Annotated in this window: 13 protein-coding genes; 9 read left to right on the top strand and 4 right to left on the bottom strand. The window is 46.8% G+C overall.

What is annotated here, in order from left to right:
* Positions 1–13: 13 nt before the first annotated feature.
* Complete coding sequence (gene leuC, locus B4E62_RS11830; protein WP_331352211.1) at positions 14–1435, bottom strand: 3-isopropylmalate dehydratase large subunit; 1422 nt, start codon at positions 1433–1435, stop codon at positions 14–16.
* A gap of 174 nt (positions 1436–1609) precedes the next feature.
* Between leuC and B4E62_RS11825 the strand changes: the two genes are divergently transcribed.
* Both B4E62_RS11825 and B4E62_RS11820 read left to right on the top strand, forming a co-directional pair.
* Positions 1610–2488, top strand: coding sequence for a LysR family transcriptional regulator (locus tag B4E62_RS11825; protein WP_310071278.1), 879 nt, complete (start codon positions 1610–1612; stop codon positions 2486–2488).
* A 106-nt stretch (positions 2489–2594) separates the two neighbouring features.
* Positions 2595–3347 carry a TIGR04219 family outer membrane beta-barrel protein gene (locus B4E62_RS11820; protein ID WP_310071280.1) on the top strand — a complete coding sequence of 251 codons (753 nt, stop codon included), beginning with the start codon at positions 2595–2597 and terminating at the stop codon, positions 3345–3347.
* A gap of 50 nt (positions 3348–3397) precedes the next feature.
* Here the strand turns inward: B4E62_RS11820 and B4E62_RS11815 are convergent, their stop codons facing one another.
* Together B4E62_RS11815 and B4E62_RS11810 are read right to left on the bottom strand one after the other, a co-directional pair.
* Positions 3398–5248, bottom strand: coding sequence for a patatin-like phospholipase family protein (locus tag B4E62_RS11815; protein ID WP_331352210.1), 1851 nt, complete (start codon positions 5246–5248; stop codon positions 3398–3400).
* Entirely contained in the window at positions 5245–5568 is a 324-nt protein-coding gene (locus tag B4E62_RS11810; protein WP_331352209.1) for a patatin-like phospholipase family protein, read from the bottom strand. The genes B4E62_RS11815 and B4E62_RS11810 overlap by 4 nt, the downstream gene beginning before the upstream one ends.
* Positions 5569–5930: 362 nt before the next feature.
* On the opposite strand from B4E62_RS11810, the gene B4E62_RS11805 reads away from it, so the two are divergent.
* From B4E62_RS11805 to xthA, 5 genes are all read left to right on the top strand, one after another.
* Positions 5931–7007, top strand: a complete 1077-nt coding sequence (locus B4E62_RS11805; RefSeq protein ID WP_310071286.1) for a 3-deoxy-7-phosphoheptulonate synthase — start codon at positions 5931–5933, stop codon at positions 7005–7007.
* A gap of 233 nt (positions 7008–7240) precedes the next feature.
* Positions 7241–7639 carry a hypothetical protein gene (locus B4E62_RS11800; RefSeq protein ID WP_331352208.1) on the top strand — a complete coding sequence of 133 codons (399 nt, stop codon included), beginning with the start codon at positions 7241–7243 and terminating at the stop codon, positions 7637–7639.
* 159 nt (positions 7640–7798) lie between these two features.
* On the top strand, positions 7799–8725 hold the full coding sequence (locus B4E62_RS11795; RefSeq protein ID WP_331352207.1) for a diguanylate cyclase: 927 nt from the start codon (positions 7799–7801) through the stop codon (positions 8723–8725).
* Positions 8726–8940: 215 nt separating this feature from the next.
* Positions 8941–11049, top strand: a complete 2109-nt coding sequence (locus tag B4E62_RS11790) for a carboxy terminal-processing peptidase (protein WP_331352206.1) — start codon at positions 8941–8943, stop codon at positions 11047–11049.
* 83 nt (positions 11050–11132) lie between these two features.
* Positions 11133–11945 (top strand): exodeoxyribonuclease III, encoded by an 813-nt coding sequence (gene xthA, locus B4E62_RS11785; RefSeq protein WP_331352205.1) that lies wholly within the window; start codon positions 11133–11135, stop codon positions 11943–11945.
* 61 nt (positions 11946–12006) lie between these two features.
* On the opposite strand, the gene B4E62_RS11780 is transcribed toward xthA, so the two are convergent.
* Positions 12007–12948, bottom strand: a complete 942-nt coding sequence (locus tag B4E62_RS11780) for a LysR family transcriptional regulator (protein ID WP_310071299.1) — start codon at positions 12946–12948, stop codon at positions 12007–12009.
* 143 nt (positions 12949–13091) lie between these two features.
* On the opposite strand from B4E62_RS11780, the gene B4E62_RS11775 reads away from it, so the two are divergent.
* Together B4E62_RS11775 and B4E62_RS11770 are read left to right on the top strand one after the other, a co-directional pair.
* Positions 13092–13691 carry an FMN-dependent NADH-azoreductase gene (locus B4E62_RS11775; RefSeq protein ID WP_331352204.1) on the top strand — a complete coding sequence of 200 codons (600 nt, stop codon included), beginning with the start codon at positions 13092–13094 and terminating at the stop codon, positions 13689–13691.
* Positions 13692–13753: 62 nt separating this feature from the next.
* Positions 13754–14608 carry a pirin family protein gene (locus B4E62_RS11770; protein ID WP_310071302.1) on the top strand — a complete coding sequence of 285 codons (855 nt, stop codon included), beginning with the start codon at positions 13754–13756 and terminating at the stop codon, positions 14606–14608.
* The last annotated feature ends 152 nt before the right edge of the window (positions 14609–14760 follow it).

The raw sequence follows: 14760 nt of genomic DNA, 5'->3' as shown, positions 1-14760 counted from the left end.
GGTCTCCTACTGATTAATTGAATGTGCGCACATCGACAAAATGACCCGCAATCGCAGCGGCAGCAGCCATCGCCGGGCTCACCAAATGCGTTCTGCCACCGTAGCCCTGGCGCCCTTCAAAATTGCGATTGGATGTTGATGCACAGTGCTCGCCATTATCCAATTTATCCGCGTTCATGGCCAAGCACATGGAACAACCCGGCTCACGCCATTCCAAACCGGCGGCGATAAAAATCTTATCCAGCCCTTCGGCTTCCGCTTGCGCTTTTACTGCACCAGAACCAGGAACCACAATCGCCTCTTTTACCGATGACGCCTTGGTGCGGCCTTTCACCACTTCAGCTGCGGCGCGAATATCTTCAATGCGCGAATTAGTGCAAGAGCCAATAAATACGCGATCAACATGAATCGAAGTAATAGGCTGGTTGGCTTGTAAACCCATATATTGCAATGCGCGCAACATACCTTCGCGTTTTACCGGATCAGTTTCTTGCGCAGGGTCGGGCACCTTATCCTCAACAGAAACAACCATCTCTGGTGAAGTACCCCAACTCACTTGCGGCTTAATTTCAGCACCGTTCAGCTCGACTACTGCATCAAAGTGCGCGCCGTCATCACTCACATAATTGCGCCAATCGGCTACGGCACGATCCCACAAATCACCTTTAGGTGCGTAGGTTCTGCCATTTACATAATCGATAGTGGTTTGGTCTACCGCAACCATACCGGCGCGCGCGCCCGCTTCAATAGCCATGTTGCACACGGTCATGCGCCCTTCCATGCTCATATCGCGAAAAACCTGACCGCCAAATTCCATCGCGTAGCCGGTACCGCCCGCCGTGCCAATTTTAGCGATGATGGCCAAAACAACATCTTTTGGCGTCACACCCAAACCGAGCTTGCCATCCACCTTAATGAGCATGTTTTTCATTTTTTTAGCGACCAGACATTGGGTCGCCATCACGTGCTCTACTTCGCTCGTGCCTATTCCATGCGCCAAAGCGCCGAGAGCACCGTTAGTGGCGGTATGGGAATCACCGCAGACAACGGTCATACCGGGCAAGCAGGCGCCGGTTTCAGGGCCGACAACGTGCACAATACCTTGGCGGTGATCGTTGATCTTGAACTCGACAATACCGAATTCATCGCAGTTATCGTCCAGCGTCTGCACCTGAATCAAGGACACCGGATCTTCAATCCCCGCAACACCATGAGCACGCTCTTTTTGCGTGGTAGGCACATTGTGGTCTGGAGTGGCGAGGATGGAGTCCACACGCCATGGCTTGCGGCCAGCCAAACGCAGACCATCAAACGCTTGCGGGGAGGTCACTTCGTGGACTATGTGACGATCTATATAAATGAGTGCAGAACCATCGTCGCGCTGCTGCACGAGGTGGGCATCCCAAAGTTTGTCGTAAAGCGTTTTAGCGGCCATGGTGTTCTCCAAAGGATCTGCTTACACGGTATTTGTTCCGGATCTTCAAGACAACTTGCCTGGATAGCCTCGAGATCAATTAGTAAAGGCGATAGTACGGCCAGACAACCCATAAAACAAATTTATCTTTTTTATATATTGCATTCCCAAAAGGAATGGACTAAAAATAAAACGATGGATACTCAACATTTACATGCATTTGTGGCAATTGCTGAACATGGTTCATTTTCTGCTGCAGCAGAACGCTTGCACCTTACCCAGCCCGCCATCAGCAAGCGCATCGCCCTGCTGGAGGAGCAACTCAAAGCTTCTTTATTTGATCGTATTGGGCGGCAGGTTGCCCTAACTCAGGCGGGTCAGCTGTTGTTAAGCAAAGCCAAGCTAATCTTGGGCGAGGTCGCAGCCACGCAGCGCGCTATTGCTGATTTACAGGGCGACATCCAAGGCAAGCTAAGTATCGCCACCAGTCACCATGTAGGGCTGCATTATCTGCCACCCTATTTGAGGGATTTTTCGACGCGCTACCCCCAAGTAAAACTGGATTTACACTTTCTCGATTCGGAGCAGGCTTACCATGAAATACTCCAAGGCAGATTTGACATCGCCACTATTACGCTCGCGCTTCAACAAGATGCACGCCTCCAGAGCGAAACCCTCTGGCACGACCAACTCCATTTCGTCGTCGCGCCCACCCATGCACTTGCAACGCAATCGCATCTTCAGTTGGCCGATTTAAGTCAGCACCCGGCGATAATGCCGGATACCAATACCTACACCACGCAGCTCATTAAAAACTTGTTTGACCGCCAACAACTAGCATTGAATATGGGCATGGTATCCAATCACTTGGACACTATAAAAATGCTGCTGAGTATTGGACTTGGTTGGGGCGTTTTGCCGCGACGCATTATTGATGATGGACTACATATTTTGAGTATCGATCAGCCACCGATTATGCGCCCGCTAGGCTACATACATCACAGCCAACGCACCCTGAATAATGCCGCACGAGTCTTTTTAGATTTATTGCAAAATAAAGTAATTGACTCCTAACCCTTACTCAAACTACCAAGCGTAATATTCACAAGCACCACGAACTTTTCGTCACACTCAATTACACCAACCGATAAAAACTTTACTTTAAGCTTCAGGATTTTTTATGAAACCATTTTCTCCTCTTGTGAACTTTTCACTTAGCACACTTGCATTGACCGCTGCATGCCAGGCTAATGCCGATACGCTATTCGGGATTTATGCAGGTGCAGGCACATGGCAAAGCGAATACGCCGGCGAAATAGGCAAGCCAGCCACTTCGGCAAGTGATTTGGGCATGAGCGATAACAATAATAATTTTTACTACATCGCTATCGAACACCCAATTCCCTTTTTTCCCAATATCAAAGTTCAGCAAAATAACATCACCAGCGAACAAAGCAGCGTGATTGAAAATAATTTCAGCATTGGGAATATTGGCTATCCGAGCGGTAGTACAGTTGCAACTGATTTTGATTTAAGTTACACCGACGCCGCACTTTATTACGAGCTACTCGATAATTGGCTGATACTGGATCTCGGTGTCACACTGAGAAAATATTCAGGCTATCTGGAAGCAACAAGTGTAAGCTCCAGCGATAAAACGGATATTGATATCTCCGTACCACTCGCTTATGGACGTATGCAATTTGATTTACCTTTGACTGGTTTCTTTGCGGGCTTTGAAGGTAATTACATCAGCTATGATGGCAATGATTTAGCTGATTACAGTGCAAAAATAGGCTATTCGTTTGACTCGGCATTAGATTTAGGCGTTGAAGTTGGATATCGCGCGCTGACCGTCAATATTGATGATGACGATGTACACACAAACGTGGATATAAAAGGCCCCTATGCAGCTGCGCTTTTTCATTTTTAGACATCAATTACGATCAGCCTCGCCACAGCGAGACTGATCGCTCTTTATAATTAAAATGCACCCAGCTTAAAGTACAAATTATAATCACCACTAAAGGAAAAACCATAACCTAGATACACGGGCCCCAAGGGTGTTTCACCCCCCAAATAAATGACTCCGGAATCAAGCCAATCGCCCTCATCAGTCATAGTATAAACAGTTTGCAATTTTGCAGCCTCCACAGCAAACCCCATACGCAGATCACCATTTAATCCTAACGGCATACGTCCGATAATTCGCTCCGCACGTAGGTGGGAATAAAACGCATCATCACCAATAATTTGATTACTGGCATAACCTGATAAGTTTAAGAACCCGCCCAGCATAACCGCATCATAAAATGGTAATTCATTTACTAACGACGACACGTACAATGTGCGCGCAGCAAAAACAAAATCATTCAGTTTATAGGCACCACCTAAATCAACAGAAAGTTTCTGGTACCCCTCTTTGTGAGAGTCAAAAAAAGTGATCTCGCTGCGCCAACCATGGGAAGGAAAATAAATGCGATTACGTCGATCAAGGTTTAACGAAAACAAGATCCCACCATAATGCTCATCGACATCAGGCAATGCAATGGCACTCACATCCGCTGTACCTTTTATTCGATATTCACGCCAGCCAATTGTTGTCTGCCCATAAACATCCAAATTAGTACCGAGCACCAACTCGGAATACGATGTATCTAATTGATACTCAGCCAGTTTGGTTCCATCAGTGAACAACACAATATCCTCTCGCCCTTTGAAATAGCGAGGCTCAATAAAGTAAGTTTGTCGATAATTCAACGGCTGGTAATAATCCAATTCAAGAGCTGATTCATTGCCCACATCTACGGCGGCAAAAAATTCTCCACCATAAGGATTCATCCAGGTATTGCGATAGGCACTGCGCAAGGTAAAGTTAGACCCTTGGTGATATTCGTTATCGATAGAAAATCCAAAAGTCAGGTAGTCAGAACTCCAATTTTTTTCTCTTGCTGTAATTTCAAGAATATTTCTACCTGCTTGATTGGTAACACGATAGTCAACCCCATCGTAAAAACCATCGCCATAAGCGCGCACCAAATCCTGCTCCAATTGGGAGCGATCAAACAACTGCCCTTCTTGTTGATGAATTTGTCGCGCGACATATTCAGGATGAACACGTTGAAGTGGCGCAATAACAATTTGATCAATATGAATCTCCCTTTTACGCGCATCCGTATTTTTATGTTTCCATGCAACATAGGTTTTTTCATCGACAGACAATACACGCAATGCCGACAATTGCCGCTCCGCAGCAACTCTGCCTATATCAGCAGCTTTCTCATAGCGAGCAAAATCAGAGGCTTTAATATCACCTAACTCAGGAGCGATATAAATATCACTCCCCGTCAAACTGGCGAGCGAGCGCTCAACATTTTGTTTAGTTAAAATACCAATCATTTGCGCCGTGACACTTAAGAGCGAACCGACACTCTCGGGAGGCTTTAAGGGTGAACCAACATTGACGGCGATAACCCTATCCGCCTTACACAAGTCTCGCGCCACCTCGATAGGCAGGTTATCCACCAATCCACCGTCAACCAATTTACGGTTTTGATGTTCCACTGGCGCCATTAAACCGGGTACAGACATGCTGGCACGCATCGCCTGGGTCAAACTACCGCTGCGAAAAACAACGCGCTCCCCCGTACCTATATCAGTTGCCACTATCGCCAGGGGCAAGGCCAGCTCCTGAATTTCTCGCTCGCCGAGATCCGCATCCACTAACTGATTAAAAAATAATTTTATTTTTTCGCCCGCAACTACACCTGGCTGGATTTGCATCCCGCGCTTGGTCAAACCCAACTCGGTACCGGTAAGATAACGCCTGCTCACTTTTTTTTGCGATAACTCAGCTGGGAATAATCCGCCACATCCAGGAACATGTCAGTCCAATCCGCTGTTGCGAGCTTGTCACGCATGGACTGCGGCGATAGCCCCGCCGCATAAGAACCAGCAACCAAACCACCCATACTGGTTCCCACTACGCAATCGACCGGAATACGCTCGCGCTCCAGAACCTCCAACACACCTATATGAGCAGCACCACGCGCGCCACCGCCCCCCAAAACCAAAGCAGTCCGCTGGGTTTCTACAGCTAAAGCCGTCGTAGACAACAAGACTGTCAGTAACAATACAATGAGAGCGCTATTCATTTACCCGATGCCATCCTTTCTAAACGCACATATTAGAAGAACCATAGTATCCATTATGCTTATTGCCTATATCGCACCGATCAAAATGCGATCACATTTCAACCTAAAATAAGATCTTATACTCAACACAATGAACAATAGATGACATATTTGAAGGATGAATATTCTAAAAAATGTCTACTTTTAAGGATTAATAAAATACTAATCACCCGTTTTTCAGACTAAACAAACCATTTATCTCACAAAACCATTAATAATAGGAAGATTGTCTTTATTTATGGCACCTATTAAAAAACCATCCCACTTTTTCACCTCTATTAGGTAGAATGACCCACGAATTGATACTTTTAGGAAATGACATCATGACCAGTACCCAAGTCGATGACCTGAATGTGGTCTCGCAAGAGCTGCTGATTTCCCCCGCAGAACTCAAGAAAAAAATCCCGCTGACCGACAAGGCGCGCGACGTTGTAACCCAAGGCCGCGAAGTAGTGCGTAATATCCTGGACCGCAAAGATCATCGGATTTTTGTGGTGATAGGCCCCTGCTCTATCCATGATGTAGCGGCCGCCAAAGATTACGCCCAACGCCTGAAAAAACTGGCGGATGAGGTCAGCGATACGATTTATGTAGTGATGCGCGTGTATTTTGAAAAACCGCGCACCACCGTAGGCTGGAAAGGTTTAATTAACGACCCATACCTGGATGATTCCTTCAAAATTGAAGAAGGCCTGCATATCGGCCGTCAATTATTGCTGGATATCTCGGAAATGGGCCTGCCTACTGCCACTGAAGCGCTCGATCCTATATCGCCCCAATACCTGCATGATTTGATTAGCTGGTCAGCCATTGGGGCGCGCACCACCGAATCGCAAACCCATCGCGAAATGGCGAGCGGATTGTCGTCGGCCGTAGGTTTCAAAAATGGAACCGATGGTGGCCTGACGGTCGCGATAAACGCACTGCAGTCCGTATCAAAACCACATCGCTTCCTTGGTATTAATACGGAAGGCCAGGTAGCGATTATCCACACTCGCGGCAACGGTTATGGCCATGTTGTATTACGCGGTGGCAATGGCAAACCTAACTACGATTCGGTTAGTGTCGCCCTGTGTGAGCAAGAGTTGGCCAAGGCGAAAGTGGTACCCAACATTATGGTGGATTGCAGCCATGCCAATTCCAATAAAAACCACGAGTTGCAAACGCTGGTGATGGAAAATGTGGCCAACCAAATTGTGGAAGGCAACAAATCTATTATTGGCTTGATGGTGGAAAGCAACATTGGCGCCGGCAATCAAAGTATTCCAGCCAATCTGTGTGACCTAAAATACGGCGTATCGGTAACTGACGCTTGTATCGATTGGGAAACGACTGAAAGAACACTGCGCAAAATGCGCGACACCATTCGAGAAACACTCGTAAATAGAACTAGCTCCTGATTTTAAAATTAAATGTAAGAGCCAAGCTATTGATAATATTGAAAAAGTGGCCTGGGGCCACTTTTTTAATGTCCGAATTGAGAGCCAACTCACGCACAAATTGTTAAATTTATCGACATTTATTAAGGATACACTATGGTTTTTTAGAATCCTGACTGTTAAATTCTGTTAACACAGGAAAGCCAGTTGCCGGACGCAAGAAGAATAATTTTTACTTATCTGCGGAGCACAGCATGGCAGTCAGTCAGCCTCTTCACCAACATGATTCACGACCGCACAGCTCTCACAGTTTTGATGTGGCAAAAGCCGTTCAACACGGAGAATTAGTGTTAAGCCTGAGCACTATGCTGGGCTGCGACTATATATTTGTAAGCCACAAAGGTGCTCACGAATTGTTGGGCAGCGCTCGCTTGGCAACTACCATCCGTGAGCTTTTAGACATACTGGAAACATCGCCTTACCAAAGCATGGTGGTTAGTGCCGATGAAACTCCCAATGGTGAACTTGCTTTTACACGTTACGATTTCAAATGGGAGAACCGCCAAGTCTCCCAGGTTATTGCTACTCGTGTGACTAACGCAGATCAGGCGGACTTCATGCGCATGATGTTTGACTGCAGCACAACCTGCTAATACCCCAGTTCCCATTTATTAGACCAGGTCCCGAAAGCCACACTTAAGCTGTGGCTTTTTCGTTTAGAAAAACGATTTTAGTCCCAAACACTAAACTGGTAGAGCTGTGCTACTTTTAAGTCTATAACCTCAATAAATAATCCTGACTGAGTAGTGTTTATGTACATCACCCTGACAAAGATCCTGCGGTACGGGATATTGGTAGTAGCGGTTATTACAGTACCGCTACTGGCTGCGGAAACCAAAACTGTCATCACCAACATGAAATCGAATGTACAGACGGATTACATGAATGGCCTGCTCAAGTTGGCACTCTCCTACTCGGATAAAAACTATATTTTCTCCACAACCAGTGAAGTCTATTCCCGTCCGCGCGTTATGGAATCGCTCAAGTCAGGTGCAATTTCTGTAATGTGGGGCGGGACATCGGAAGAAATGGAGCGCGCTTTTATCCCTATCAGGATTGATGCTTATCGCGGGCTAATGAATCACCGCTTGTTCTTTATTCGTCAAGGTGATCAGGCGCGTTTTGACAATATTAAAACACTGGAAGACCTCAAGCAGATTCGCCTTGGACAAGGGCGCAGCTGGCAAGATGCCTCTATTTTGGAAAGCGCGGGGCTCAATGTAGTCAAAACCACCAAAAAACCCAGCCTCTACCATATGCTGGATGGCGGACGATTTGATGCCTTCCCACGCGGTGCCAACGAAGTCTGGACTGAATTGTCCGCATTTCCTGACCTTAAACTCACGGTTGAAAAAAACCTTGTGTTGATCTACCCCCTTCCAACCTATTTTTTTGTCAGCCAAAAAGACCCTGTATTGGCCAAAGATATTGAGTTTGGACTTGAGTCAGCGATTAAGGATGGAGCCTTCAACGAATATTTTTACGGCAGCTCTGAAGTCCAGGAGGCGCTGGGAAAAGCGGATTTGGGCAAGCGTCGCGCTATCCGGATCAAAAACCCCTATCTACCCAAGGCGACTCCGTTGGACCGCAAAGAGTTATGGCTGGATTTGATGAGCACCACCACCTCAGCCAATGCTAGCAATCAGGTGGATGACACTTCATTACCGAGCCCCCAGTAGTGGCGGGGAAACTTTTTGCAGAAAGTAGACTCCCAACCACGAATAGCCTATCTAACGCTGGGGCTTGTACCTGCCTTTAACCGTGCAATTCCGCTATAGTAAGAGTCCTGTTAAACCCCGACCCAGGTTGTAGCGGGTTGTTATGATCAGACTAATTAACACTGCTACGCACAGGCGCGTCCAGACACGCGCTTTGACTTTTTGAGACACACTTTATGCAAATTGTTGTTGTGAGATCGCTAAAACTTACCCTATTTAGCCTTATTGTCAGCCTGTCTTCACTGAGTTTTGCTGACAAAATTGATGTTCTCAAGCCCACCCCCGAACAAAGCAAGGCAGCGATTGATCTTGTGCAAAAGCTGGACAGCGAACATTACCGCGATCAGGAGTTTAACGACGCCTTGTCTTCGCGCTACTTCGATGAATACTTAAAATCACTCGACAGCGCAAAAAACTTCTTTATCCAATCCGATATTGCAGAATTCGAAAAGTATCGCAAAACTTTTGACGACGACTATAAAAAGGGCAAACTCGACAACAGCTTTGCGATTTTCAATCGCTTCAATGAGCGCATGATTGCCCGTCTCGAGAAAGTGGTAAAAACGCTGGATGATCCAAAAACAAAATTCGATTTTGATGTCGAAGAGTCCATCGTGCTTGACCGCGAAAAAGCTCCCTGGCCAGCCAATGAAGCAGAAGCGGATAAGCTCTGGCAGCAATACCTTAAATCCAACCTGCTCAACTCTATGCTTTCAGGCAAAAAACTGGAGGAAAGCAAAACTACGTTGCGTAAGCGTTACGCCAACCAACTGCGCAGATTGAAGCAGCAAACCAATGAAGAAGCATTCAGCGTGATGATGAACTCACTCACCATGCTTTACGATCCACATACCAATTATTTATCTCCTGAAAATGCCGAAAATTTTGACATTAGTATGTCGCTTGAGCTGCAAGGTATAGGTGCTGTTTTACAAAGCGATGAAGACTACACAAAGGTCAGCAGCTTGGTTGTCGGTGGCCCTGCACAGAAACAAGGCCAGTTAAAACCCAATGATAAAATTGTCTCCATTGCACAAGGTGTCGATGGTGAATTTGTCGATGTAGTTGGCTGGCGGTTGGATGAAGTCGTCAAGTTGATCCGCGGGCCAAAAGGTACAATCGTGCGCCTGGAAGTCATACCATCGGATCCGACTGCAACTATCAACAAAAACATCACTATTAAACGTGAAACGGTAAAACTCGAAGACCAAGCCGCGAAAAAAGCGGTATTTGAAGTGAAGAATGGCAACAAAACCTTCAAGCTGGGCGTGATTGACATTCCTACTTTTTACATGAACTTTGAAGCCTATCAAAAGGGTGATCCCAACTATAAAAGTACAACACGCGACGTGTTCAACCTACTTAATGAATTAAATAAAGAAAAAGTAGACGGCATTATTATCGATCTGCGCGATAACGGCGGTGGCTCATTACCAGAAGCCGCTATGCTGACCGATCTGTTTGTTGATCCAGGTCCTGTTGTACAAATTCGCCAAAGTGACGATACCATTTCGCGCAACTATCGCGCCTATCAACCTGCAGTTTATCGCGCGCCTATCGCGGTATTAATTAATCGTTTGAGCGCTTCGGCATCAGAAATTTTTGCTGGCGCCATTCAGGATTACGGTCGCGGTATTATTATTGGCTCTACCACCTTTGGTAAGGGCTCTGTGCAGAATCTCGTCGAGCTAAAACACGGCCGGCTAAAAATTACCGAAGCAAAATTTTATCGCATCTCCGGCGACAGCACTCAACATCGCGGGGTTATTCCCGATGTGCAATTGCCGAGCTTGTTAGATCCGGATGACATTGGTGAAAGTAGTTATGATAACGCGCTGCCTTGGGATCGCATCCACCCGGCACCACATCAAAACTATTACACCATTAGCAAATTTTTACCAAAGATTGAAACCAGCCATCAAGAACGTATGGCGCAAGACCCTGATTTCATTTTTCTGAACAAACAAAGTGCGATGTTCAAAGAAGCTGCAGAAAAAAAAGAAGTATCGCTGCGTTTGGCCACTCGTCAGGCAGAGCAGCAACAAATGGAAAAGCGTGCGCTGGACATGGAAAACCAAAAGCGCATTGCCAAAAGTGAAAAACCTTATGCAGATTACGCGGCTCTAAAGAAAGCAAACGGTGGCGATGAAGACGAAGATGCACCACCAAAAGAGGCAGACAAAGAAATCATACCAAAAGACGACCCCTACCTGATGGAAGCTGGGCATGTGTTGGCAGACTTTATCAATCAACTAACACCCGAGAAAAAAGTCGCCAGACAATAACTGTTCTGCAACTTCACACTCGTATTGACACACCAAACACCTGAACAGTAATGCTCAGGTGTTTTTTCTTCACAGAGCCATTTATGAAAGCTATCTCATTCAACGTCAACAGCATCAGAACACGTTTGCATCAACTGGAAGCCGTGATTGAAAAACACAATCCGGATTTTATTGGACTTCAGGAAACCAAAGTAAATGACCCTGATTTCCCGCTCGACACTATTCAAGCCATGGGTTATCACGTCGAATATTTTGGCCAAAAAACTCACTACGGTGTGGCAATACTTTCCAAGTATCCTTTCAAAAAGGTCATCAAAGGATTCCCTGGTGACGAGGAACTTGCCCAGCGCCGTTTTATCGGTGGCGTGTTTGATACACCTATCGGAGAAGTGACACTGCTAAACGGTTATTTCCCCCAAGGTGAGAGCCGTGACCACGCGATAAAATTTCCTGCGAAGCGAAAGTTTTATGCCGATTTAATCAACTTCCTAAAAAATGCCGAACATGAGGGCAAGCAAATTATTCTGATGGGAGATATGAATATTTCACATCAGGATATTGATATTGGTATTGGCGAGGAAAACCGCAAGCGCTGGTTGCGTACTGGCAAATGCAGCTTCCTACCGGAAGAACGCGAATGGCTTAATGAATTATTAGCACTGGGGTTGAAAGACAGCTACCGCGAACACAATCCTGAGAGCAATGAATTGTTTAGCTGGTTTGATTACCGCAGCGGCGGCTTTGAAGATAATCCTAAACGCGGCCTGCGTATCGATTTGATTCTGATGACACAAAACTTGCTAGACAAGTGCGCGGCTTCTGGAATTGATTATGATATTCGCGGTATGGAAAAACCTTCGGATCACTGCCCCATTTGGGTCGAGTTCAAGGTTTAAGTACCCAGGTTGTTGCCCGCGATAGCAACTAGTTCGCGGGCAACCAAACCGGCGGGTGCATTTAACTGCTGTATCCGCACATCTTAGGTAAATGCTCTTTTAAAATCTCCGCAAGTCGTCGCGTTGCTGGTCCTGCGAAATCGCGATCGGCAAAGGTGAGGTAAGTCGTCACCTCACGCACCGAACCCACTTCAACCGGCAAGTACTTCAAGCGCCCCGCCTCAATATCCTCATGGGTGTAAGCATCAGGCAACCAGGCATACCCCAACCCCAAACGGATCGCATCCAGTGATGTTTTGATGTGGCTCACCGTCCAACGCTGATCCGCCTCTTGCCACCCCTCGGTGCGGCGGCGATATTGGCCAGAGTCGCGCACAATAATTTGCCGGTGCTGGCGCATATCCTCATCGTTAATAGAGCGCCCCAATAACTGGAGCGGATGATCGGCACTGGAGACGCCGCGCATCACCACAGTCACCAACTTTTCGCCCATAAAGCCCATAGGCACGCGCCCGCCAATTGCCAGATCAACCTGACGCTGCAGGAGTGCATCCTCAGTACCGCTCAACACCGACTCAAAAACCTCTACGCGGGTATCGGGAAAGTCTTTTGCAAAAATCGCCAAACACTGCAACACCCGCGCTGGCGGGATAATAATATCGGCGGCAATCTTCACCAAAGGCTCTACGTGTATCGAGAGGCATCCCGCTGATTTCTCCAAACGCTCCGCTTGCTCCAACAATTGCTTGGCGCGGCGATAAAGCAATTCCCCTGCTGGCGATGCGACTGCTTTACGCCCCTGCAGCTGAAACACTTTCACACCCAATGCAGTCTCCAACTGGGAGATGGCATAGGACACTGCAGATTGGCTTTTATTAAGCATCTCTGCTGCCTTCGCATAACCACCTGCGTCAATTACGGCAAGCAGCGCTCGCCACTGCTCTAATGTCACTTTATTTTCAGTAGTACCCACAGCAGTGGGTGGAACGATTTCCTGACTCATAGCAATTTGATCCTGCGAGAAGAACAACTAACTGATCCAATTATTCGATCATATACCACCAAATATCGCTATTTATCATTCGCTCGTCAAATCATTTAATGGACACATGGCAATCAAGCCACCAAAAAGATGAGGATTTAAACATGGCGACTCTCTTGCAAATCAATAGCAGTTTGTTTGGCGACAACGGTAACTCCAGCGTGCTGACTCAGGAGTTTGTACAGCGCTGGAAAGCGCAAAACCCAACCGGCGATGTAGTAGTGCGCGATTTCGCCAAAGAAGATGTACCCCATTTGGATGCAGAGCGTGTGCAAGCATTGTTTAGCCCCGTAGAAGGCCGCACTGAAGCACAACAGGCGGTGTTGGACTACTCGGATAAAATCATTGCAGAAATAGAAGCTGCGGATGTGATCGTCATTGGTGTGCCCCTGTATAACTTTGGCGTACCTTCTACGCTCAAGGCTTACTTCGATCATATCGCCCGCGCCGGTGTAACCTTTAAATACACAGAGACCGGCCCCGTTGGCTTACTCAACAACAAGCCCGTGTATATCATCGCCACCCGTGGTGGTGTTCACAAAGGCCAACCGAGCGATACGCAAAGCCAGTTTCTCACCAATTTTTTAAGCTTTGTCGGTTTGAAAGATGTGCACTTTATTTATGCGGAAGGCCTCAACATGGGCCAAAAAGACCAAGCGTTTGCCGCCGCCAAGACTGAGATTGAACAAGGTGTTGCGGCTTAATCGGCCGCATTGTTAACAGCACGTATTTACCGGCAATAAATTTCACTACAGGAGTACATTTTATGCAACGCCAGTTACAGCAAATACTGCAAGGCCGCGAGACCAGCGACGGTGCTGGTGTACGCATAAAACGCAGCCTCGGCCAACATCCAAATGCGCGCTTTGACCCTTTTTTAATGCTCGATGAATTTGGCAGCAATAGTGCCGATGATTACATCGCAGGATTTCCTGCGCATCCCCATCGCGGTTTTGAAACAGTGACCTATATGCTCGAAGGCCATATGTTGCACGAAGACCATATGGGCAACAAAGGCCATCTACGCAACGGTGATGTGCAATGGATGACTGCCGGCCGCGGCATCATCCACTCCGAAATGCCCCAGCAGGAACATGGCACCATGCGCGGTTTTCAATTGTGGTTAAACTTGCCGGCTGCCGAGAAGATGAAGCCTGCAAGTTATCGCGATATTGCGGCAGCCAATATTCCTGTTGCTGATTTACCGCAGGGGGGGCGCATTAAAGTCATTGCAAACAGTGCATTTGTGAATGGGAAAATTGTCAGCGGACCAATCCAGGGTTTAACCACGGAAGCGATTTACTGGGATGTACATTTGCCAGAGCAGGTTGAATTTCATCATGCACTGCCAGAAGATCACAATACGTTCCTGTATGTGTATGAGGGCGATATTGCAATTGGAGAAGACAAACGCAAACTCACCCAAGGCAATGCCGGCCTATTGAGCAAAGGTGATCAACTGAGCGTACAAGCCCTGAGTGCCGACACACGCTTTTTGGTGATTTCAGGCAAGCCGCTCAAAGAGCCTATAGTTCAATACGGTCCGTTTGTAATGAATACTACCGATGAAATTGAACAGGCAATTCAAGATTATCGCGCGGGCACCCTCGCAGCAAGCTAAACCCGTCATGCGCCAAATAAAAGCAGGATAACCATGCCTGCTTTTATTATTTAAAAAAAGCACCAATTCAAACCATAAAATTAAAAGCCTATTGCATTAAATGGGCTTAATTATTTAAATAATGATTTCACCTAGCGGTTAAGTTTGTTCAG

This window comes from Cellvibrio sp. UBA7671 (assembly GCA_002483145.1).
Lineage (GTDB): Bacteria > Pseudomonadota > Gammaproteobacteria > Pseudomonadales > Cellvibrionaceae > Cellvibrio > Cellvibrio fibrivorans.
The sequence above is the reverse complement of the archived record's forward strand: the minus strand, read 5'-3'. Positions and strand labels throughout refer to the sequence as shown.

What these genes read in the sequence shown, in the direction of transcription:
- leuC (WP_331352211.1), bottom strand. Translation starts at nt 1,435, where the DNA reads ATGGCCGCTAAAACGCTTTACGACAAACTTTGGGATGCCCACCTCGTG.
- B4E62_RS11825 (WP_310071278.1), top strand. Translation starts at nt 1,610, where the DNA reads ATGGATACTCAACATTTACATGCATTTGTGGCAATTGCTGAACATGGT.
- B4E62_RS11820 (WP_310071280.1), top strand. Translation starts at nt 2,595, where the DNA reads ATGAAACCATTTTCTCCTCTTGTGAACTTTTCACTTAGCACACTTGCA.
- B4E62_RS11810 (WP_331352209.1), bottom strand. Translation starts at nt 5,568, where the DNA reads ATGAATAGCGCTCTCATTGTATTGTTACTGACAGTCTTGTTGTCTACG.
- B4E62_RS11805 (WP_310071286.1), top strand. Translation starts at nt 5,931, where the DNA reads ATGACCAGTACCCAAGTCGATGACCTGAATGTGGTCTCGCAAGAGCTG.
- B4E62_RS11800 (WP_331352208.1), top strand. Translation starts at nt 7,241, where the DNA reads ATGGCAGTCAGTCAGCCTCTTCACCAACATGATTCACGACCGCACAGC.
- B4E62_RS11795 (WP_331352207.1), top strand. Translation starts at nt 7,799, where the DNA reads ATGTACATCACCCTGACAAAGATCCTGCGGTACGGGATATTGGTAGTA.
- B4E62_RS11790 (WP_331352206.1), top strand. Translation starts at nt 8,941, where the DNA reads ATGCAAATTGTTGTTGTGAGATCGCTAAAACTTACCCTATTTAGCCTT.
- xthA (WP_331352205.1), top strand. Translation starts at nt 11,133, where the DNA reads ATGAAAGCTATCTCATTCAACGTCAACAGCATCAGAACACGTTTGCAT.
- B4E62_RS11780 (WP_310071299.1), bottom strand. Translation starts at nt 12,948, where the DNA reads ATGAGTCAGGAAATCGTTCCACCCACTGCTGTGGGTACTACTGAAAAT.
- B4E62_RS11775 (WP_331352204.1), top strand. Translation starts at nt 13,092, where the DNA reads ATGGCGACTCTCTTGCAAATCAATAGCAGTTTGTTTGGCGACAACGGT.
- B4E62_RS11770 (WP_310071302.1), top strand. Translation starts at nt 13,754, where the DNA reads ATGCAACGCCAGTTACAGCAAATACTGCAAGGCCGCGAGACCAGCGAC.